The organism is Rhizobium sp. LjRoot254 (genome assembly GCF_964254105.1).
Classification (GTDB): domain Bacteria; phylum Pseudomonadota; class Alphaproteobacteria; order Rhizobiales; family Rhizobiaceae; genus Rhizobium_E.
The window spans coordinates 4,574,458-4,596,033 of sequence record NZ_CAXUSM020000001.1; the positions used below are offsets into that span (position 1 = coordinate 4,574,458).

Here is a 21,576-nt window from a genome sequence, read left to right on the forward strand (position 1 = left end):
CATGCGCTCTGACTCGTCCTAGCGTGGGGGTGGGAGTGATCGCCGGGCGACCGGACCGATCTTGAGTCTCGGGGTGAACCCGAGACGGAATGGGAGTGAGTCATTGCATCGTTCCGACATGCGCCTCTCGGGCGCCGGCTCTTATGGCATCGTGTCATGCCGTGGGGAAATCGCAGAGGATCGCGACGCCTTGGCGAGGGCCGCGTGATGTCCGGTAGCGTGGCTTCGATCAAGGGCGAAGGCAACTGCGAGGTCCCGGTCTTCGACCCGTTCGATGTCGAGCGCGTGCGTGCCCGGTTGACCGAATTCCTGCGCCTGAACGCGGACGCGAAGGCCGAGGTCGGAGCGCTGCGTCGCTACACGGTGGGCTTTTCCTGGGTCACCTACGGCTTCGAACTATCGATCGGGAACAAGATCCAGAATCTCATTCTTCGCGTCGGCCCACCGAATGGCATCTTTTCGCCATACAAGGCGTCGCCGGAGTCGATCACGCTGCAGCATCTCACGGACCATGGCGTGCCTGTGCCAAGGATCCATTGGTTCTCGGATGCGCGCGATACGTTCGGTGCGCCGTTCTTCATCTGCGATCTCGTGCCCGGCGATGTGCCGATTCCCTGGACGATGGATGGGGGCGAAGCCTTCGGCGCCGACGAGCGCGTGAGTGTCGGCGAGCAATTCCTTGGCGCGCTGGCATCGCTGCACAATTTCGACTGGCGCCGGAAGCTTGAAATGGCTGTCGAGGGCGTGACGGATACGACCAAAACCGCCCATTCCCAGATCGATTACTGGGTCGGGCGCATGCATGAATGGTCCGAGCGGCGCTTTCCGATGCTGGAATGGGCGGCAATCTGGTTCCGGGACAATGCGCCCGTTGCGTCGAGGATATCGGTGGTTCATGGCGATTACCGGATCGGCAATTTCCTCGAGCACGAGGGGCGCATCACCGCGATCCTCGACTGGGAACTGGTCCATCTCGGCGACCCGCTGGAGGATCTCGGGTGGATCTGCCTGCAGGCATGGCGGGGCCGGTCGCCCTATATGTGCCATCTCTTCACCCGGGAAGAGCTCTACGAGCGCTACGAGGCGCTGACCGGCATCCATCTCGATGCGGCGGCGGTGCGCTACTGGGAAGCGTTCGGCACGTTCAAGCTTGCCGTGATGCATCTCGGCGCCACCCATTGCTATGAGGCGCGCGGGTTCAATGACCTGCGGATGGCCGGCATGGGCGCGCAGGTGCCGCGCATGCTGCTGCAGCTCGAAACGGCACTGGAGCGGGCGGCATGAACAACTCGCTCGACCGTCTCGTCGAAGGCATCATCGCGACGCTTAGGATCGATGTCATCCCCAATGTCACCGACGATTATGCACGCGGCCAGGCGATCGGGGTGATCGACCTGCTCAACAACATCGCACCGCGGCTGGAATGGCAAAGATTACCCTTGATGAAAGCGGTCGAGGCGCGCCATGCGGTCATTGAACAGGTGCAGTTGCTGCAGGGGGCGAAGGCGAAGTCGCAAGTGGCCGAAGACGCGCCCAGTTCATCGCGTGACCTCATCGCCGAACGTGACCGGCTCGACGGCGAGATATCGGACCTGGTCGGCTGGGCATTCTCTGCGCAATCCGATGGCGCGATCGCCGCACGGCTAGTGCTGCGCAAGTACATGCATGACGATGCGGCCGAACAAATGAAACTGACAAAAAAACCGCTTTTTGCGGAGATCGCCAAGGGCAAGGCGGCGGACTGACATAGCGTGTTTATGCCCATTGGGCAGGAGGAAGCCATGGAACACCATCTCGATCCGCGGATGCCTGCGCCGGAAAGATGCGTCCAGCGATTCATGCTCGATTTCTGGGCGCGGGAGCAGCCCGACAAGATCTTCGCCACCTTCGCCGATGGCGAGGAATGGACCTATCGCGAGGCGCGGTTGATCACGATCCGCACCGCCAACGCGTTTCGGGCGCTGGGCGTGAAACAGGGCGAGCGCGTGATGGTGTGGCTGCCCAACAGCGCCGATTGCCTCAGGGTGTGGTTCGGGCTGAATTATCTCGGCGCCGTCTTCGTGCCGATCAATCTTTCCTATCGCGGCACGTTGCTGGAGCACGTAGTGGGGCTATCGGAAGCACGGCTCGCGGTGGCGCATGCCGATCTTTTTCCACGGCTCGCCGATGTCAATCGCAAGACCTTGCGCGAGGCCGTGATCCTCGGCGGAAATCCGACCGAGATCGACGGGATCGCCGTTCATGGGCCGGAGGCACTCATTTCGGACAACGAAGCGCCGCCGGAGTTGGAGCATTCGATCGCGCCCTGGGACATGCAGTCGATCATCTTCACCTCGGGCACGACTGGCCCTTCGAAGGGCGTGATGTCGTCCTACATGCATCTCTATTCGATGGCCGGAAGCGCGCCATTCCTGTCACAGGACGACCGCTACATGGTGAACCTGCCGATGTTCCATTCCGGTGGCGTGATGCCCGTGACGGCGATGCTGATACATGGCGGCTCGATTGCCATGGTCGACTCGTTCTCGACCGAGGATTTCTGGCCGACGATCAGGAGCCGCGAGATCACCACCGTGATCCTGCTCGGCGTGATGGGCGGCTTCCTGCTCAAGCAGCCGTCCGGCCCCGATGATCGCAACCACCCGCTCAGGACCTGCACCTATGTGCCATTAAACGAGACCGCGCCGCGTTTCCACGAGCGGTTCGGCACCGAAGTCCATACGCATTTCAACATGACCGAGATTTCTATGCCGATCGTGTCGCAGCCGAACCCGACGGCGCTCGGCAGCGCCGGCCGGCCGCGACCCGGCGTCGAGATCAGGCTGGTCGACGAGAACGACTGCGAAGTGCCGGTGGGCACTGTCGGCGAACTCGTCGTGCGCACCGAATGCCCATGGGCGATGAACCATGGCTATGCCGGCGACCCAATCGCGACCGCCGCCGCATGGCGCAATGGCTGGTTCCACACCGGCGACGGCTTCCGTAGAGATGCCGAGGGCGACTTCTTCTTCGTCGACCGGTTGAAAGACGCGATCCGCCGCCGGGGCGAGAACATCTCGTCCTTCGAGGTGGAATCGGAGGTTCTGGCTTTCCCCTGCGTGCGGGAGGCCGCCGCCATTCCGGTCAAGAGCGACATTGCCGAGGACGAAGTGATGGCGATCATCGCGATCAAGCCCGGCGAGGCGTTCGATCCGGTCGAGCTCATCGAGTTCCTGCGGCCGCGCATGGCCCATTTCATGGTGCCGCGATACGTCCGCGTGGTGGAGGCGCTGCCGCGCACGCCAACCGCGAAGATCGAGAAGGTCAAGCTGCGGGCCGAAGGCATCACCCCGGATACCTGGGACCGCGAGAAGGCGGGCATCGTCGTCAAGCGTGAAAAGATCGGTCAGCGCGGCTGAGCGTGTGGGGGAGAAACACTATGTTTGCGGAACTATCGGACAAGACAGCGGCACTGAAGGACAAGCTTACGGCCTTCATGCAGGCGCGTGTCTATCCCAATGAGCGTGAAATCCTCGACGAGCACAAACGCAGCGAAATGCGCTTCACACCCCATCCGCTGACGGCGGAACTGAAGAAGAAGGCGAGAGCCGAAGGCCTGTGGAACCTGTTCTACAATCACGGCCCGGAGGGCCAGGGCCTCTCCAACTACGAATATACCCATCTCTGCGAAATACTGGGCCGGTCGCTGGCGGCGCCGGAGATCTTCAATTGCAACGCGCCCGATGTCGGCAACATGGAGATCTTCTCCATGTATGGCACCGAGGCGCAGAAGGCACGCTGGCTGAAGCCGCTGCTCGAGGGCGAGATCCGCTCCTGCTTTGCAATGACCGAGCCGCGTGTGGCCTCCTCCGATGCCACCAATATCGAGACGGCGATCATCCGCGACGGCGACGACTATGTGATCAACGGCCGGAAATGGTGGATCACCGGCGCGATGAATACGGCCTGCAAGGTCGCGATCGTGATGGGCAAGAGCGATCCAAGCGCCGCCAAGCACAAGCAGCAGTCAATGATCCTGGTGCCGATGGATACGCCGGGTGTGACGGTCGAGCGGCCGCTCCGTGTCTATGGCTACGAGCATCCGCCGCTCGGCCATGCCGAAGTGGTGTTCGAGAATGTGCGGGTGCCGGCCGAAAACATGCTGCTTGGCGAAGGCCGCGGCTTCGAGATCGCGCAGGGCCGGCTTGGGCCGGGCCGCATCCACCACTGCATGCGCTTCATCGGGCTCGCCGAACGGGCGATCGAGATCATGTGCCAGCGAGCGCTGAAACGGACGGCCTTCGGCTCGAAACTGGCTGATATGGGCGGGTTGCGCCAGGTGATCGGCCAGTCGCGCTGCGAACTCGAACAGGCGCGGTTGGTGACGCTGAAGGCCGCCTGGGCGATGGACCGTTTCGGCAACAAGGCGGCGCGCAACGATATCGCTGTGGCCAAGATCGTGGTGCCGACCGCCACCGGGCAGATCATCGACCGGGCGATCCAGGCGCATGGCGGCGGCGGGTTGAGCCAGGATTTCTTTCTCGCCGAAGCCTTCGCCGAAACCCGGTTCCTCCGGATCGGTGACGGACCGGACGAGGTCCATCGCGAAGCACTGGCGCGCGCCGAACTCGCCCGTCATTCCGAAACCCTCTGAAGGCAGGATCGACCATGTCCAACATTTCACGGCCCATCGAACCCGGATTGACGGTCACCACGGCCTCCCGCACCATCGGGGAAGGCGATATCTCGATCTTCGCCGGCCTGACGGGCGATTTCACGCCAATCCATATCGACGAGACATTTGCCAAGACCACGCAGCACGGTACGCGGATCGCGCACGGCCCGCATACGATGGCGGCGGCGATCGGGCTTTCGACCCATACCGGCATCTTCGGCGAGCGGGTGATCGGCATGGTCAACCTCAACTGGGATTTCATGGGCGTGGTAAAACTCGGCGACACCATTCATTCCCGCGTCGTGGTCGAAGAAGTCCGCCCCACCTCGAAGCCCGGCCGCAACCTCGCGACCTATGCGTTCGAGGTGCTCAATCACCGGGATGAGACGATCCAGCGCGGCACGATGCGCGTGATCGTGCGGGCGGACTGAGCGGGAGATTTGACGTGAACAAGTACATCATGCGCCCGGAGCACGAGTTCCCGCACCAGCCGGACCAGTCGGTCAATTTCAACGAAAGCGTCTATACCAACGCCTTCAACTCCGCCTCCCCCGTCGGCGGCTGGATGCGGCTCGGCAACCGGGTGAACGAGGGCCATGCCGAACTCTCGGTCTGCCTTTACCTTCCCGATGGCCGCATCGCCTGCCAGTTCCAGCGGCCGAGGATCGAGAAGAACGACAGGCTCGAGGCTGGCGGGATCACCTATGAAGTCGTCGATCCCCTGAAAAGCGTCGGCATGACCTATCGCGGCGACGTGATCATTGCCGAGGATCCCGACCAGTTGCGCGATCCGCAGACGCTGTTTGCCAACGGCCAGCGCCTGCCCGCCCATGCGCACTGGGTGCATGTGGCGGAATCACCGGTCCGTGGCGGCGAACCGGCTAACGATCAGGTCGAGACCATGTATGGGCGCGATTTCTCGCTCGGCCATTTCAACCAGCACGGCCGCGCCAAAGGCTTTATCGAAGTCGGCGCCGAGCGCTGGGAGATCGACGGCCGTGGCTGGCGCGACCATTCCTGGGGGCCGCGCTACTGGCAGGCAATTTATTGCTACCGGCTGTTCATCGGCAATTTCACCAATGGCGACGGCTTCATGCTGCTCAAGATCACGGATGCCAACGGTTCATCGCGCCGCGAAGGCGTACTGCTGGTCGACGGCGCCTATGAGGAAATTGTCGACATGGATGTGGTGACCGATTGGACCGACAGGGCCGATCCGTCGCGTGTGAAGATCGGGCTCCGCACGGCAAAGCGGACGGCTGTTATCGGCGCCGAAATCATCAATCTCGCGCCGCTTCGCAACCGCAGGAAGGCCGGCGACGACATTCTCGTTTCGCGGATCGCCGAGGGCTTCACGCGGTTCACCTGGGACGACAGAGAGGGTTACGGCATGACCGAATATATCGAACGCATCGAGAATGACCTTCTGGCGGGCTATCCGCTCTGACGGGAATCGGCTCGCCACAAATGAGCGCCTTTGATGAGTGACGTTCATTTATGTTATCGTGGACGCACGCTGAGCTAATGCAGTGAAAATGAACGGGATTTCAGGGAGAAATCTGCAATAAAAGTCCAATCGCTCAACGGCTTGTTCGTTGACAATTTTGGAGAACAGTGAATATAGTTCATTTGTGAGAGGCGGGAGGAAAAGCCGCTCGCCGGGAGGATCTTGGAATGCTTCACCAGCTCAATCAGGAGCGGATCGTCTTTGCCATCGCCGTCGTGCTTTTCGTCATCTTCTCGGTGACGCTGAACGGCTTCTGGCAGCCTTCCAACCTGCTCTCGCTGGTCCAGAATGTATCGATCCTCGGCATTCTCGGCATCGGCATGGCGCTGGCGATCATCGGGCGCGGCATCGACCTGTCGATGGTTTCGACGATGGGCATGTCGGTCGCCTGGATGCTGACGCTTTATAACAACGGCATGCCGATATCGCTCGCCTTCCTGCTGGCGCTCGGCTTTGCGGCGCTGGTCGGCATCGTCAATGGCATCCTGATCGCCTATGTCGAAATTCCCGCGATCTTCGCGACGCTTGCCATGGGCATCGTGGTCTATGGTTTCGGCAAGTCGATCCTCGTGCCGATCGATGCGGTTTATATCGACGATGTCAGCGGCTGGTTGTTTCTGCTTGGCAGCGGCCGGGTGCTTGATGTGCCGATGCCGGTGATCGTCTTCGCGGTGATCGGCCTGCTTGCCTACCTGTTCCTGCGCTATCTCAAGCCCGGTCGCTTCATTTACGGCATGGGCGACAACCCTCTGACGGCGCGGATCACAGGTATCCCGACCCGGCCGATGATGGTTGTTCAATATGTCCTGATCTCGGTCATCGCGCTGATCGCCGGGATCGTGATGGCCACCGCGGTGTCGGGCATGAACACGCGCGTGGCACTCTCCACCATGGTCTACGATGTCATTCTCGTCGTGGTGCTCGGCGGTATCGGTCTTTCGGGAGGAAAGGGCGGCATCCGCAATGTCGTGGTGGGCACGCTGCTGATCGGCATTCTTCTCAACGGCATGACGATCATGAACCTGACCTACACGATGCAGAACATCCTGAAGAGCGTGATTCTCCTGGCTGCGATCGTCGTGGACACGCTGCTCAACCCGCGTGACGAACAGACTGCCCAACATGGAGATATCTGAGCGATCGATACCCATGACACCAATGCTAACTCAACGAGTGGAGGACTTTCATGAGAAAGCTTTTAACGACCGCATTCGCGGCTACGATTACGCTTGCAGCATCGCTTTCACCTGTCATGGCCGACCCTTATGACGACGGCCAGTCGAAGGCCTATTATGAAGCACTCAAGGGCAAGCGCGTCGCCTTCGTGCCTCTATCGATGGGTTTCGACCTGACCGAAGGCTGGAATGCCGGCATGCAGAACCAGGCCAAGGCGCTTGGCTACACCGTTGACATCCGCGACCCGAACTGGAACGTCGAAGCCGGCGTTCAGGCGGTGAACGGCTTCATCGCCGACAAACCCGATGTGCTGATACTCCATCCGCTCGACCAGCAGGCCTACAATCGCCTAGTGCCGAAGGCGATGAAGGCAGGCATCAATGTCATTCAGGTCAATCTGAAGTCGATCACCAATGGCGATGCCTATGTTGGCGCCGACTGGTACGACCTCGGCCGTCAGCAGGCCGAGGCCGTCGTCAAGGCATGCGGCAAGGATTCCGGCAAGAACGGCAAGATCGCCATCGTGACCGGCCAGGCAGCAACGCCGACGATCGTCATCGGCAATATGGCATTCGACGATGTCTTCGCGCAGCATCCGGAAATCCAGATCGTCGCCAAGCAGTCGGCGGACTTCGATCCGGCAAAGGCCAAGGCGATCACGTCGACGATTCTCAAGCAGAATCCCGATCTCTGCGGAATTCTCGGCGTATGGGACGGCCAGGACACCGGTACCGCGGCAGCGATCCGGGAAGCCAACATGCAGGACCAGATCTACTTCGTGTCATCGGGCGGCGGAACTCGGGACGCGGCTTGCAAGAATGTCGAGAACGGCGGCTTCGATGTCTATATCTCGTATGATGTTCCAGGCCAGGCACGGGATCTCAATGCTGCCGTGAAAATCCTACTCGAGACCAAGCCGGCGCCGGGAAGTGCCCCCTTCGCGCTCTATACCCCGCTGAAAATCATCACCAAGGACAACCTTACAGCGACGTCCTGCTGGTCGCTGGATGAGATGAAGGCCAGCGGCGGCTGACGAGAGCAATGCTTAAAGCAGGCCAGCATCGGAGAGTGTGCTGGCCGTTTCTTAATTGACCTCGGAGTTTATTCATGGCCTCGGAAACCTGGACACGCTGGCGCTATCGGCTTGTTCCCGATCACGTCGTCGGCGAAATCCTTGCGAAGACCTGGATCGACACCCTGATACCGGTCGTCTTTCTTGCGGCGGTGCTGACGTTCTTCAGCATTGAACTGCCTGGATGGCTGGCCGGATCCAATCTGTCCGACATCGCCCAGATTTACGGCGAGTATCTCATCATAATCATCGGCATCACCTTCGTCATGATGGCGGGCGGCATCGATCTTTCCGTCGGCTCGACATTCGCACTGTGCAATCTTGCGGCGCTGATGCTGATCAACTCGATGGAACTCAATCTTGCGATCGGCATTCCTGCCATCATGCTGCTGGGCGGCTTGATCGGGCTCGTCAACGGCCTGCTGATCGGCTATCTCGGCATGCGCGCATTCCTGACCACGCTTGTCACGCTGATCATCGTTCGTGCCGTCGTGGAGCAGGGTCTCCTGGACTACGGCCAGGTCATCAGCAGCGGTTTCAACGCCTCGGCCAGCTGGGAATTCATGGCCATCGGCAGTGTTTTCGGCATCCCATCCAGCCTGTTCGTCGCGGTATTCATCGCCATCGCCGGTCATATCGTTCTCACGCGCATGAAATTCGGCTGGCACGTGATGGCGGTGGGCGGTTCGCGCCGCTCGGCCTACAATGCGGGCATCAAGGTCAAACGCACGGTCTGCATCACCTATGTGCTGTCGGGCGTGCTGACCGGGTTGTCATCGACCTTTTACGCGGCACGGCTGTCAAGCGCTGGAACGGATGTCGGAAAAGGGCTTGAAGTGACGATGCTGACAGCGGTTGTGCTCGGTGGCATCAGCCTGGGCGGCGGCCGTGGTTCGGTGGTCAAGGCGATGCTCGGCGCCGTCATCATCCTGCTGGTGCAGAACAGTCTTATCCGCATGGGCCTGACCAGCGGCGCCAGTTCGCTGATCCTCGGCGGCATATTGCTGCTCGCCGTCGCCATCGATGTGCGCTGGCTCAAGAACCGCCACAAGCTGCTCGCCCGCGCCTATGTCTCGCCGACCTATTTCAAGTTGCCGCCGCTGCCGGCCACGGCCGAGGGCTCCGGCTCGGACTATGCGCTGAACGACAAGCTGCACGGCGCGCAGGCGATCGGCCTCGGCGTGCTCGACGGCCCGGAGGACATGACGTTCGACCTGAACGACAACATGTATTGCGGCAGCCGGCACGGCGATATCATGCGGCTGTTTGCGCCCGACTATACGCGTTCGGAAGTCTTTGCGCATATCGGCGGCCATCCGCTCGGCCTGGCATTCGACAGAGAGGGTAATCTTCACACCTGCGTCGGCGGCATGGGCCTGTTCCGGATCTCGCCAAGCGGCGAAGTGACCAAGCTCTCCGACGAGACCAACCGGACATTCCTGTCGGTGATCGACGATTCCCGCCTGCGCCTTGCCGACGATCTCGATATCGCGCCGGATGGACGGGTGTTCTTCTCCGAGGCGACGATCCGCTACGAAATGTACGACTGGGTGATCGACGGGCTGGAAGCGCGCGGCAACGGCCGCATCATCTGCTACGATCCCAAAGATGACTCCTCGCGTACCGTCCTGCCGAGCCTGCAGCTTCCGAACGGCATCTGCGTCGAGAAGAACGGGCAATCGCTGCTTTACGCCGAGACCTGGGGCTGCCGGATCACCCGCTGGTATTTCGACGGCCCCAAGAAGGGCATGAGCGAAGTGATCATCGAAAACCTGCCGGGCTATCCCGACAATATCAACCGCTCATCGGACGGTAATTACTGGTGCGCGCTCTGCGGCATGCGTTCGCCGGTCTTCGATCTGGCGCTGCGCATGCCGGACTTCCGCCGCCGTATGGTGCAGAAGGTCGGTCGCGACGACTGGCTCTATCCCAACATGAACACCGGCTGCGTGATCAAGTTCGATGCATCAGGCAACATCCTCGACGTGCTGTGGGACCGTGCTGGAGACAACCATCCGATGATCACGTCGATCCGCGAGCATAAGGGCTACCTTTATCTGGGGGGCATCTACAACAACCGGGTGGGCCGGATCGCAATCGCGGGCGCCGACCCGAACTGGACCTCGTTCAGGGAATATTGGGGGACGCCGGCGTGATTGGAGCGTTGAAACGAACCTGGGACAATTTCCGCGGCGCCGGCGAAGCCGCCGTGACCGTGCCGCCGATGGATGGCGCGCTTCGTCCGAACCGGCTGTTGGAGGAAGCGCCTGTTCTCCTCGACATCACGGCGCCCGATGACATCGCAACGAACGGCAAGAGGACGTTCATTGCCGCTGGACGGCAGGTGCTGAGTCTCGACGTATTGGCCAAGACAACCACTGTCGCCCACGAATATGCCAGCGACATCACCGCCATCTCGCTGTCTCCGAACGGCGCGCTTGCGGTTGCCCTGGCAGACGGTGAAATCCGCATCGAGTCTGGCGAGACCGGCAAGCTGCCACGTATTCGTTGCGTCACGGCGATGGCCTTCATCTCGGAGACGGAGCTGGCAATCACGCAGGGCTCGACCAGCCGTTCAGCCGACGAATGGAAGCACGACCTGATGCAGCGCGGTTCCACGGGCACCGTGCAGCGCATTAACCTGAAAACCGGCGAGGCGAAGCGCGTGGCTGACAAGCTCGCCTGGCCCTATGGCATCGTGGTGACGCCTGATGGGAAACTGGTGGCGTCCGAAAGCTGGCGCAATCGGCTGGTGATCGTCGGCGAAGGTTCGGCCTTCACGCCGATTCTCGACGACCTGCCGGGCTATCCGGCCCGCATCACGCCAGCCGCGGATGGCGGCTATTGGCTGGCGATCTTCGCGCCACGCAACCAGATCATCGAATTCATCCAGCGCGAGCCGGAATTCCTGCGCCGCATGATGACGGAAGTGCCGCCGGAATACTGGGCGGCGCCGACATTGAAGCCATCGGCCACCTTCCTCGAACCATTGCAGGGCGGCGCGCAAAAACATTTCGGCATGCTGAAGCCCTGGGCGCCATCGCGCTCCTATGGGCTGGTCGCTCGCCTCGACAGGCAGTTCCGTCCAACCATGGGCTATCACAGCCGCGCCGACGGGACCCGCCACGGGGTGACCCAATGCGCGGAAACGCCGGCGGGCCTCCTCGTCGCCAGCAAAGGTGGCGATGCGATCCTGCTGCTCGATCCCCATGCCAGAAGCGTCGCGCGCGACCAATTGGGAGAGCACTGATGCAGAACTTGATCGAAATGCGCGAAGTCACCAAGGAATATCGCAGCGTTCCCGCCGTAACCAGGGTCAGCTTCACCCTGCAGCCGGGCGAGGTCCATGCTCTCCTCGGCGAGAACGGCGCAGGCAAATCGACGCTGACGAAAATGATGTGCGGCGTGACCCAGCCGACATCGGGTGAAATGCTGTTCGACGGCAAGCCGGTGACATTCAACACGCCGTCCGAGGCGCTCGACAGCGGCGTCGCCATGGTGTTCCAGGAAACCAGCCTGGTGCCCTCGATGACCGTGGCGCAGAACCTCTATCTCGGCGACGAGAAGCTGTTCAACCGCATTCGCGGCCTCAATATCGCGGCGCAGACCTTCCTCCAGTCGCTGAATTTCAATGTCAACCCAACCGCGATCGTCTCCGGCCTCGGCGCCGCTCACAAGCAGATGGTCGAGATCGCGCGCGCGGTGCGCAAGAATGTCCGGGTCATCATTTTCGACGAGCCCACGGCGTCGCTGACGCCCGAGGAGAAGCACCACTTCTTCGCGCTGATCGCCCGGCTGAAGCAGCGCGGCGTGTCGATCATCTTCATCTCGCATGCGATCGAGGAGGCGCTCGCCATCGCCGACCGGATCACCATCTTGCGCGATGGCGAACTGGTGGCGAGCGACGTAACCTCCGCCTTCGACCGCGACAAGATCATCCGCGCGATGGTCGGGCGCTCGCTTTCGAATGCGCTCTACCGCAAGCACAGCGGCAGCGGCGCACGCGAGGTGGGCGACAAGGTGCTGAGCGTGCAGAACCTGTCTATGGGCAACATTGTCAGGAACACCTCGTTCTCGATCTATTCCGGGCAGATCACCGGCATGTTCGGGCTGATCGGATCAGGCCGGACGGAGACGGCGAAGATCATCGCGGGCGTGGTGAAGCGCAATTTCTTCAATGGCGGCGAGATCCATCTGCGCGACAAGGCAGTGCGCTACCGGGTGCCGCGGCAGGCGGTGCGGGACGGCATCGTCTATGTCACCGAGGACCGCAAGATCGAGGGTTTCTTCGAGACCATGACGATCGCCGAGAACCTGCATATGGGTTCGCTCGCGGCGGGCCAGAGCAAGGGTGCCGTGGTCAGCATGACGGAGATGAAGACGCTTGCCGACGAGTGGACGAAGACGCTCAATATCCGCGCCATCAACAGCAACGCGCGCGTCATCGAGCTCTCAGGCGGCAACCAGCAGAAGGTGGTGATCTCGAAATCACTGGTGCAAAAGCCGAAGATCATCATCTTCGACGAACCGACGCGCGGCGTCGATGTCGGCGCCATCGCGGAAATCCACCAGTTCATCAACAAGCTCGCCGACGAGGGCCTCGCGGTCGTGGTGATCTCGTCCTACCTGCCGGAGATCCTCAACATTTCGGACCGGATCCTCGTCTGCCGGTCCGGCCGCGTGGTCGAGGAATTCGCGCCGGAGGAGGCGACCGAGGACAAGATCATGTATGCGGCGGTGCACTGACGAAGGTCACGGCCGTGAGACGGCCTTCCAGATGCCGGAGGCATCGGCGACGATCCGGCTGCCGACCATGCAGGTGCCGCGAACGAAGGAGAGCGTGGTCGTCGCCTTGACGATCTCGCACTGAAGCTCCACAAGTTCGCCGAGCTTCGGGCCTGAGATGAACTTGCACTCGAAGCTTATGGTCAGGAGATGCTTGCCCGGATGCGGCACGCGTGCGGTCACGCCCAGACCATCGTCGCAGAAGCTCATGATCATGCCGCCATGCGCACGGCCGAGCGAATTGTCGTGTTTCTCCTTCATGACGAAGGCGAAGCGATGCTCGCCATCGCGCTTCCAGGCTGGCCCCACGACGTCCGAGAACGGGGAGATGTGGATGATCGACCAGCCATTCTTTGCGAGATAGGCTTCGGTCTCGGCATGGGAGGGCAATGGTTCATTGCGGGCGATCATCGGCTAATCCTTGATAAATTCCATGAATTCGAGGACCACGCCATCCGGGTCATCGACGCAAAATATCTTGATGTCGGAACCGGCAAGCTGGATCCGACTCGGCGGCGTGTAGGGCATGTGGCCAGCATCGACCAGATCGTGATGGAGTCGGTCCGTGTCGAGCACTTTCAGGCAAATGCGGCCGAAACCCTGTCGCGCGAGATTCGGAGCTGGCCCATCGTTCACCATGGGGTTTTTCCATTCGATCAGGTCGAGGCGAAGGGCGCCCGGCTGGTCGCCGAGGGCGAGAAGTGCCGCGCGTCCATCGCAATCATCCGGCAGGCGAAGGATGGGGCCGAGGCCCGTCTCGCCAAAGGTCATCTCCTCGTCGAATTCCAGCACGACCTTGAAGCCCAGCCTTTGGTAGAAGGCGAGCGAGGCATCGAAATTCGAGCAGTTCACATTGATGTGGAAGAAGCGCTGGACGTTCTGGAGCTCGCTCGCCCGCTGATCATTGCCATGAAGTGCGGGCGCGTCCGTCATGGAATGGTTATCACCAGCTTGCCGGTCGCCTTGCGGGAGGCGAGGTCGATGATGGCCTGCGCGCTTTCTTCGAACGGGTAGTGTTTCGAAATCGTGGGCCGCACCTTGCCCTCGGCATAAAGCGCGAAGAGTTCCTCTACCGCCGTGCAATGCCGTACGGGATCGCGTTCCATCGCCGAGCCCCAGAAGACGCCAAGTATATCGCACCCTTTGAGAAGCGGCAGGTTGAGCGGGATCTTGGCGATGCCGGCAGGAAAGCCGACCACGAGATAGCGGCCGAGCCAGGCGATGCTGCGCAGGGCAGGCTCCGAATAACCGCCGCCGACCGGATCGTAGATCACATCAAATCCACCTTCGCCGCAGACGGTCTTGAATTTCGCCGCAAGCGCCCTTTGCTCCGTCGGGTCGTCCGGATCTGACCCGTAGACGACGCCGTCCGCCGCGCCGCGCTCAATCGCGAGCGCCACCTTCTCGTCCGTCGAGGCTGCCGCGATGACCCGCGCGCCAAGCGCTTTTCCGATCTCCACCGCCGCCAGCCCGACGCCCCCCGAGGCGCCGAGCACCAGCAAGGTCTCGCCCGGCTGCAATCGCGCACGATCGACCAGCGCGTGATAGGACGTGCCATAAGTCAGGATGAATGCTGCGGCCTCATCGAAAGGCATGGCATCGGGTATCCCAGAGCAGCGCCAGGCATCGACTGCCACCTTCTCGGCAAGCCCGCCCCAGATGATCATTGCGAGTACACGGTCACCGACTTGGAAGTCCTCGACACCAGCGCCGACCGCCGAGACCACTCCCGAAATCTCGCCGCCGGGCGAGAACGGGCGCTGCGGCTTATGCTGGTAGCGATCGGAGATAATCAATGAATCCGGGAAGTTGGCGCCGACTGCCGCGACCGACACCACGATCTGGCCGGGACCGGCAACCGGTTCATCGATCTCCTCGATCGTGAGCGTCTCCGGACCACCGGCGATACGACTGAGGATGGCTTTCATCTTGTTCCCCGATGCGTCACACCTTGAAGTAATCCGGCTTGTCGATCGTCCAGGTCTCACCCCACAATTGGGCGCCGCCCGCGACATGCACCACTTCGCCGGTGACATAGGCCGCCGCCGGGCCGCCGAGATAGGCACAGGCTTCGGCCACGTCCCAGGTCGTGCCGTTGCGCATCATGGGGTTGGACTTCGGATAGGCCTCGACCGCCTTTTCGTCATAGACTTTCCAGCCCGGCGTTTCGATAACGCCGGGCGCGATGCAGTTGACCCGAATGTTATGCGGGGCCCATTCCACAGCCAGCGCCCGGGAAAGTCCGATGACGCCGGCGCGCGCGGCAATCGTATGCGCCACGCCATGCAATCCGTGGCCGGTGACGACGACAATGGTGACGATGCTGCCGGGCCGGCCGGTGTCGCGCCAATGCCGTGCCGCGCCCTGCATCATGTGCCAGGTGCCGTTGAGGTTTGTATTGACGACAGTGTTCCAGCCCTTGACCGAGAAATCGATCGCGGCCTGCGGGAACTGTCCGCCCGCGCTGTTGATCAGGATATCGAAGCCGCCGGACTTGGCGATTGCCGCATAGAGTGCCGCGACGCTATCCGGTTCCCTGATCTCGACCACCTGCGAGGTGACATCCAGCCCGCGCGCGGTCATCGCCTCGACAGCGGAAGCGAGCTTGGCTTCATTGCGGCCGGCAATGATGATCCGGGCGCCGAGGCGGCCGAGCAGCCAGGCGGTCGCACGACCGATGCCCCCGGCGCCGCCCGATATGAGCACTATCTTGCCCTTGAATGCCTCCGGGCCATAGACGGTGGGGTGGATCGCGAGGGCATCGTCGTCTAGGCCGAATTCCTTCTCAGCCATTGCGCTTCATTCCTTTCAGGAGCTCGCCCGCAATGATCATCTTGCGGACCTCCGTCGTGCCGGCGCCGATCTCCAGAAGCTTGGTCGAGCGGAACAGCCGGTTGATCTCCGATTCCCAGATATAGCCCGATCCGCCATGGATCTGGACCGCCTTGTCGAGCACCGCGTTGACGGAATTGGCGGCATACATCACCGAAGCCGCCGTCAGCATGTGGATATCGCCGCGCCCGCCCTCGCCGATCTCCAGCGGTGCTGCGGCGGCAAGCGTCTTATAGGTGAAGCTGCGCATGGTCTCGACGAGCACATACATCTCGGCGAGCATGGATTGGACCATCTGGAACGAGCCGATAGGCTTGCCGAACTGCTGGCGCGTCTGTGCGTAATCGATCGAGAGTTCCAGCGCGCGCTCAGCGATACCGAGGCAGAGCGGCGAAATCATCGCACGCTCGAGATCGAGACCGCTCATGACCACGGACACACCGCGATTCTCGCCGCCGACAAGATTTTCGGCCGGCACGCGGCAATCTTCGAACACCAGCTCGGCCGTCTGGCTGCCGCGATAGCCCATCTTGATCAGCTTCTGCGCCACCTTGAAGCCGGGATAATCCTTCTCGACGATGAAGGCGGAAATTCCATGCGCGCCCCTGTCCTTGTCGGTCTTGGCGTAGACCAGCAGGACATCGGCGACAGGACCGTTGGTGATGTAGATCTTCGAGCCGTTCAGCACATAGTGGTCGCCGTCGCGCCGGGCTGTGGTACGCATCGAGCCGAGCGCATCCGAGCCGGCGCCGGGCTCGGTCAGGCCCAGCGCACCGATCTTGCGGCCCGAGCACAGGCCGGGCAGGTATTTGCGCCGCTGCTCCTCGTTGCCGTTGCGGTAGATATTGTTGGCGCAGAGATTGTCATGTGCGACGACGGCGAGCGCCATCGCATGGTTCCAGCGTGAAAAACCCTGCAGCACGAGGCCGGCGGAGACGAGGTCGAGCCCGACGCCGCCATATTCCTCGGGCACCGTGACGCCGAAATAGCCGGCGTCGCCGATCTTGGGAAAGGCATGTTCCGGCCACCACTCCTCGTTATCCATCCGCTCGGAGAGGGGATAGAGCTCGCCGTGCGCGAACTTGTCGGCTTGGTCCAGTATCTCCTGCTGGTCGGGCGTCAGGTCGAACGCCGATGCGGCGAAATCGTTCTTGAGACTGGCAGTCATGGTTCCTCCCTGCCTTCCGGTGCTCGCCGAAATCCGCTGGCGGTCTTTCGGGTGGCTTGCGTAACGATAATGAACCGTTTTCATCTAATTCGTCAATATCGAAAACCGGAAACCAGAAACTAAAAAAATATCAATGTTTTCATAGGAATTTCCCGCAATATCAAAACTCTTGATCTTCCGACGATGGAAATTCAACGCATGCCTTGACAGCTTTGATGAATTGCAATCATTATCTCCCGAAACGAAAAGTCGAGCCGGAGCGAGGCTTTCGGCTATAGTCCTGGAGGATCATCTTGAAGGTTCCGGTCAGAACAGAGCGCAACGGCGCCGTCCTGTCGATCATAATCGACCGCGAAGAGCGGCGGAATGCGCTGAACGAGAGCGTGGCGTCCGCGATCATATCGGCGCTGGACGACGCTGAAGCCAATCGCGAAATCCGCGCCGTGGTGCTGACCGGCGCGGGTGAAAAGGCATTCTGCGCCGGCGGCGACCTGCAGCCGGCTGCCGACGGGACACCTTTCACCATCGATCCGGCCAATCCCAGACATTATGTGGCAGGCCTGCTGACGCGGATGGAGCGGTGCTCGCTGCCGATCATCGGGCGGATCAATGGCCATGCGCTTGCGGGCGGCTTCGGCCTGCTCTGCGCCTGCGATCTCGTCGTGGCGCGCGAGGATGCGCTGCTCGGCGTTTCCGAGGTCAAGGTCGGCCTGTTTCCGATGATGATCCTGCCCTTCCTGCTGCGCAACCTGCCCAACCGCCTGCTGATGGAACTCTGCCTGACCGGCGAGCCGATCACGGGCGCGGAGGCCAAAGCGGCAGGCATCATCAATTACGCGGTGCCAGGCGCGGAACTCGATGCCAAGACCAACTGGCTGCTCGATCGCGTCACCGGCAAATCGCCCACCGGCATCCGGCTCGGCAAGCAGGGGCTTCGCAATGTCAGGGAAATGAGCATGGCGCACGCGCTCGAATATGCGCAGTTCATGCTGGTCAACATGGCGCGCACCGCAGACGCGAAAGAAGGTTTTGCGGCCTTCAACGAAAAGCGTGCACCCAACTGGACGGCGGAGTAGAGCCTTGAAGAGCATCGTCAAGATCGGTTGCGGCGCGGGCTTCTGGGGCGACAGTCCCGAGGGGCCCGAGCAACTCGTGAAAGCCGGCGTCGATTACCTCGTCATGGATTATCTCGCCGAGATCACCATGTCGATCCTGACCCGGATGAAGGCCAGGAAGCCGGAGCTCGGCTATGCGACGGATTTCGTCACGATGGTGATGAAGCCGCTCGCGGCGGAGATCAAGGCGAAGAAAATCCGCGTGGTGACCAATGCCGGCGGCGTCAATCCCGAGGCCTGCCGCGATGCGCTTGTCGCGTTGTTCAAGGAATTGGGCGTTGATCTCAGCGTGGCAGTGGTGCTGGGCGACGACCTGACCGATCGGGCCGGGGAGTTCCAGGCGCGTGGCGTGACGGAAATGTTTTCCGGCGAGCCGATGCCGGGGAAACTCACTAGCGTCAATGCCTATCTCGGCGCCTTCCCGATCGCCCGCGCGCTCGATCTCGGCGCCGATATCGTGCTGACCGGGCGCTGCGTGGATTCGGCCGTCGTGCTCGGCCCGCTGATCCATGAATTCGGCTGGAGGCAAGAGGATTTCGACCTGCTCGCTGCCGGCAGCCTTGCCGGCCACATCATCGAATGCGGGGCGCAGACCACCGGCGGCGTGCTCACCGACTGGCGTGACGTCGCCGAAGACTGGGACCGGATGGGTTTTCCGATCGCCGAATGCCGTGCGGACGGAACGTTCGAGATCACCAAGCCCGCCGGGACCGGTGGTGCGGTGACGCCCGAGACCGTGGCCGAACAGATCGTCTACGAGGTCGGAGATCCCCGGAGCTACCTGCTGCCTGATGTGACCTGCGATTTCTCGATGGTGACGCTGACAGCGAGCGGTCCGGACCGGGTGCGCGTGATGGGCGCCAAGGGTCGCGCGCCGACCAGTACGTACAAGGTCTGCGCGACCTATGCCGACGGCTATCGCTCCGCCGCAACCATGATGATCGCCGGCCGCGAGGCCGTGGCCAAGGCCGAGGCGGTGGGCCGGGCGATCCTGAAGCGTTCGTCGCGGCTGATGCAGGAGGCGGGCCTTGCGGATTTCACCGAAAGCGCCTTCGAGGTGATCGGCAGTGAATTCAGCTATGGCGCGCAGGCCGCCCATGGTGACGCCCGCGAGGTTACTCTTCGCATCGCCGTGCGGCATGGCTCGAAGGACGCATTGCAGATTTTCGGCCGGGAAATCTATCCCGCAGCAACGGCCATGGCGCAGGGGCTGACCGGTTTTGCCGGCGGGCGGCCGGAACCGCAGCCGGTGATCCGGCTGTTCTCGTTCCTGACCGACAAGTCGGATGTCGAAGCTCGCATCCTGTTCGCTGATGAAACGCACGTGATTGCAATCTATCAGTCCGGTGCAGAAGCCAGCGCGGCCCTTGCCGAACATCCAGTTCAGACTCACGAAATCCCCGCAGGAGCGGTCGCGAACGTGCCGCTGATCCGTATCGCCCATGGCCGCAGCGGCGACAAGGGCGATACGGCGAATATCGGCATCATCGCGCGAGACGAGAAGTTCGTGCCCGTGATCCGCCGCGCGCTCACCGAACAGGCCGTGGCCCAGTATTTCAAGCACATCCTGCGCGGCAAGGTCACGCGCTTCGAGTGGCCGGGCCTCAACGGCTTCAATTTCGTGTTGGAAAACGCGCTTGGCGGCGGCGGCGTGGCATCGCTGCGCAACGATCCGCAAGGCAAGGCGCTGGCCCAGATCCTCATGGACATGCCGGTCGCGGTGCCGGCCCGCCTGCTTGAGGACAGTCGCCAGCGGAACGGACGGAAAGTATCAGCATGACTGCTCGGGCCTTGCCATTCAAGAAAATCCTCATCGCCAATCGCGGCGAGATCGCGGTGCGCGTCATCCGCACGCTTGATGAACTGGGCATTGCTTCGGTCGCGATCCATCATCGGGTGGAGAAGCGGGCGAAGCATGTACGGCTGGCATCCGAAGCGATAGAGTTGGAAGGCGCCTCTCCTGTCGCGGCACATCTCGATGGGCCGCAGATCATCGCGGCGGCACTTCGCTGCGGCGCCGATGCCATCCATCCCGGGTATGGCTTCCTTTCGGAGAATGCCGGCTTTGCCCAGGCGGTCGCCGATGCGGGCATAACCTTCATCGGCCCTTCGGCGGGTACGATCAGCCTGATGGGCGACAAGATTTCTGCCCGCAATTTCGCCGAGGAACGCGGCGTGCCGGTGGCGCCCTCCGTGATGCCGACCGATGATCTCGATGCCTTCGCGGCGGCGGCCGAGAAAATCGGCTTCCCCCTGCTGATCAAGGCTGCGGCAGGCGGCGGCGGCAAAGGCATGAGCATCGTGCGCGAGGCGTCGCAACTGAAGGAAGCCGCGCGCATCGCGGCAAGCGAGGCGCAGCGCTATTTCAAAGACGGCCGCGTCTATGCCGAAGTCTATGTCGAAAAGCCGAGGCATATCGAGGTCCAGGTGCTCGGCGATGGCAAGGGCAACGCGATCCATCTGATGGAGCGCGAATGCTCGGTGCAGCGGCGGTTCCAGAAGATCATCGAGGAAGCGCCGGCGGCCAACCTTCCGGCCGCCCTTCGTGACGAGATCTGCGCTTCTGCCGTGCGCCTCGCAGCTGCCGCGAACTACAAGAATGCCGGCACGGTGGAATATATTCTCGGCGCCGACGGTCGCTTCTTCTTCCTCGAGATGAACACACGCCTGCAGGTCGAGCATCCCGTGACCGAGATGATCACCGGGCTCGATCTGGTCAAGGCACAGATCGAGATCGCCGCCGGCTTCGGGCTGCCGGTGACACAGGATCAGGTGCGGGCCAACGGGCATTCCATCGAATGCCGCATCTGCGCCGAGGACCCGGACAGCAATTTCATGCCGGAGACCGGCTCGGTCGATTATCTCGGCGTGCCCGAGGGACCGCACCTGCGCTTCGAAAACGCGCTCAACAGCGGGCAGAAAGTGACGACGGATTTCGATCCGATGCTGGCGAAGCTCGTCGCGCATGGCGCCGATCGCAACGCGGCAATCGCCAACACGATCGAGGCGCTGAAGGATCTGGAAATTCTCGGCGTCAAGACCAACACCGACTACCTGATCCGGGTGATCGGCCATCCGGCATTCGTGGCCGGCGAGCTACATACGGGCTTCATCCCGCAATATGCCGACGAACTCGCGACGGCCAGGCTCACCACCGAGGAGCTCGACAAGGCGCTGATCGCGGCGGCGCTCGGCTTCAAGGAATTCCGCGACATCGCCTTCGGTCTGCCCGAGCCGCATGCCTCAATCGGCTACTGGAGAAACTGA

General features: G+C 62.0%; 19 protein-coding genes. 14 read left to right on the top strand and 5 right to left on the bottom strand.

Features of this window, described 5'->3' with window-relative positions; genetic code table 11:
* The first annotated feature begins 207 nt into the window (after positions 1 to 207).
* From ACSQ26_RS22620 to ACSQ26_RS22670, 11 genes are all read left to right on the top strand, one after another.
* Complete coding sequence (locus ACSQ26_RS22620) at positions 208 to 1,284, top strand: phosphotransferase family protein (RefSeq protein ID WP_436012873.1); 1,077 nt, start codon at positions 208 to 210, stop codon at positions 1,282 to 1,284.
* Positions 1,281 to 1,745, top strand: a complete 465-nt coding sequence (locus ACSQ26_RS22625) for a hypothetical protein (protein ID WP_436012875.1) — start codon at positions 1,281 to 1,283, stop codon at positions 1,743 to 1,745. The genes ACSQ26_RS22620 and ACSQ26_RS22625 overlap by 4 nt, the downstream gene beginning before the upstream one ends.
* 36 nt (positions 1,746 to 1,781) lie before the next feature.
* On the top strand, positions 1,782 to 3,398 hold the full coding sequence (locus ACSQ26_RS22630) for an AMP-binding protein (RefSeq protein ID WP_436012877.1): 1,617 nt from the start codon (positions 1,782 to 1,784) through the stop codon (positions 3,396 to 3,398).
* A gap of 20 nt (positions 3,399 to 3,418) precedes the next feature.
* The gene (locus ACSQ26_RS22635) at positions 3,419 to 4,633 is read left to right on the top strand and encodes an acyl-CoA dehydrogenase family protein (RefSeq protein ID WP_436012879.1); all 1,215 of its coding nucleotides are present in this window, start codon (positions 3,419 to 3,421) and stop codon (positions 4,631 to 4,633) included.
* Between the two features lie 14 nt (positions 4,634 to 4,647).
* Complete coding sequence (locus ACSQ26_RS22640) at positions 4,648 to 5,085, top strand: MaoC/PaaZ C-terminal domain-containing protein (protein ID WP_258159628.1); 438 nt, start codon at positions 4,648 to 4,650, stop codon at positions 5,083 to 5,085.
* 14 nt (positions 5,086 to 5,099) lie between these two features.
* A complete protein-coding gene (locus ACSQ26_RS22645; protein ID WP_436012881.1) occupies positions 5,100 to 6,101 on the top strand; it encodes a DUF7064 domain-containing protein in 1,002 nt (333 codons plus the stop codon).
* Positions 6,102 to 6,328: 227 nt separating this feature from the next.
* On the top strand, positions 6,329 to 7,297 hold the full coding sequence (locus ACSQ26_RS22650; RefSeq protein ID WP_436012883.1) for an ABC transporter permease: 969 nt from the start codon (positions 6,329 to 6,331) through the stop codon (positions 7,295 to 7,297).
* 50 nt (positions 7,298 to 7,347) lie between these two features.
* Positions 7,348 to 8,370 carry a sugar ABC transporter substrate-binding protein gene (locus ACSQ26_RS22655; protein ID WP_436012885.1) on the top strand — a complete coding sequence of 341 codons (1,023 nt, stop codon included), beginning with the start codon at positions 7,348 to 7,350 and terminating at the stop codon, positions 8,368 to 8,370.
* A 74-nt stretch (positions 8,371 to 8,444) separates the two neighbouring features.
* Positions 8,445 to 10,565, top strand: a complete 2,121-nt coding sequence (locus ACSQ26_RS22660) for an ABC transporter permease (protein WP_436012887.1) — start codon at positions 8,445 to 8,447, stop codon at positions 10,563 to 10,565.
* Positions 10,562 to 11,659 carry a hypothetical protein gene (locus ACSQ26_RS22665; RefSeq protein ID WP_436012889.1) on the top strand — a complete coding sequence of 366 codons (1,098 nt, stop codon included), beginning with the start codon at positions 10,562 to 10,564 and terminating at the stop codon, positions 11,657 to 11,659. Before ACSQ26_RS22660 ends, ACSQ26_RS22665 begins: the two co-directional genes overlap by 4 nt.
* Positions 11,659 to 13,155, top strand: coding sequence for a sugar ABC transporter ATP-binding protein (locus tag ACSQ26_RS22670; protein WP_436012891.1), 1,497 nt, complete (start codon positions 11,659 to 11,661; stop codon positions 13,153 to 13,155). The genes ACSQ26_RS22665 and ACSQ26_RS22670 overlap by 1 nt, the downstream gene beginning before the upstream one ends.
* Before the next feature lie 6 nt (positions 13,156 to 13,161).
* Here the strand turns inward: ACSQ26_RS22670 and ACSQ26_RS22675 are convergent, their stop codons facing one another.
* The 5 genes from ACSQ26_RS22675 to ACSQ26_RS22695 are packed head-to-tail and all read right to left on the bottom strand — an operon-like array spanning position 13,162 to position 17,194.
* Positions 13,162 to 13,605 carry a PaaI family thioesterase gene (locus ACSQ26_RS22675; RefSeq protein ID WP_436012893.1) on the bottom strand — a complete coding sequence of 148 codons (444 nt, stop codon included), beginning with the start codon at positions 13,603 to 13,605 and terminating at the stop codon, positions 13,162 to 13,164.
* A 3-nt stretch (positions 13,606 to 13,608) separates the two neighbouring features.
* Positions 13,609 to 14,127, bottom strand: a complete 519-nt coding sequence (locus ACSQ26_RS22680; RefSeq protein WP_436012895.1) for a VOC family protein — start codon at positions 14,125 to 14,127, stop codon at positions 13,609 to 13,611.
* Positions 14,124 to 15,122, bottom strand: coding sequence for an NADPH:quinone oxidoreductase family protein (locus ACSQ26_RS22685; RefSeq protein WP_436012897.1), 999 nt, complete (start codon positions 15,120 to 15,122; stop codon positions 14,124 to 14,126). The genes ACSQ26_RS22680 and ACSQ26_RS22685 overlap by 4 nt, the downstream gene beginning before the upstream one ends.
* A 16-nt stretch (positions 15,123 to 15,138) precedes the next feature.
* Positions 15,139 to 15,987: an SDR family oxidoreductase gene (locus ACSQ26_RS22690; RefSeq protein WP_436012899.1), complete on the bottom strand. Its 849-nt coding sequence runs from the start codon at positions 15,985 to 15,987 to the stop codon at positions 15,139 to 15,141.
* Positions 15,980 to 17,194 (bottom strand): acyl-CoA dehydrogenase family protein, encoded by a 1,215-nt coding sequence (locus ACSQ26_RS22695; RefSeq protein WP_436012901.1) that lies wholly within the window; start codon positions 17,192 to 17,194, stop codon positions 15,980 to 15,982. Before ACSQ26_RS22695 ends, ACSQ26_RS22690 begins: the two co-directional genes overlap by 8 nt.
* A 293-nt stretch (positions 17,195 to 17,487) precedes the next feature.
* Here ACSQ26_RS22695 and ACSQ26_RS22700 point away from each other — a divergent pair, with 293 nt between their 5' ends.
* Genes ACSQ26_RS22700 through ACSQ26_RS22710 form a run of 3 tightly spaced genes read left to right on the top strand, consistent with a single transcriptional unit; the run spans position 17,488 to position 21,576 of the window.
* The gene (locus ACSQ26_RS22700; RefSeq protein WP_436012903.1) at positions 17,488 to 18,270 is read left to right on the top strand and encodes an enoyl-CoA hydratase-related protein; all 783 of its coding nucleotides are present in this window, start codon (positions 17,488 to 17,490) and stop codon (positions 18,268 to 18,270) included.
* 4 nt (positions 18,271 to 18,274) lie between these two features.
* Entirely contained in the window at positions 18,275 to 20,089 is a 1,815-nt protein-coding gene (locus ACSQ26_RS22705) for an acyclic terpene utilization AtuA family protein (RefSeq protein ID WP_436012905.1), read from the top strand.
* Positions 20,086 to 21,576, top strand: coding sequence for an acetyl-CoA carboxylase biotin carboxylase subunit (locus ACSQ26_RS22710; protein ID WP_436012907.1), 1,491 nt, complete (start codon positions 20,086 to 20,088; stop codon positions 21,574 to 21,576). The genes ACSQ26_RS22705 and ACSQ26_RS22710 overlap by 4 nt, the downstream gene beginning before the upstream one ends.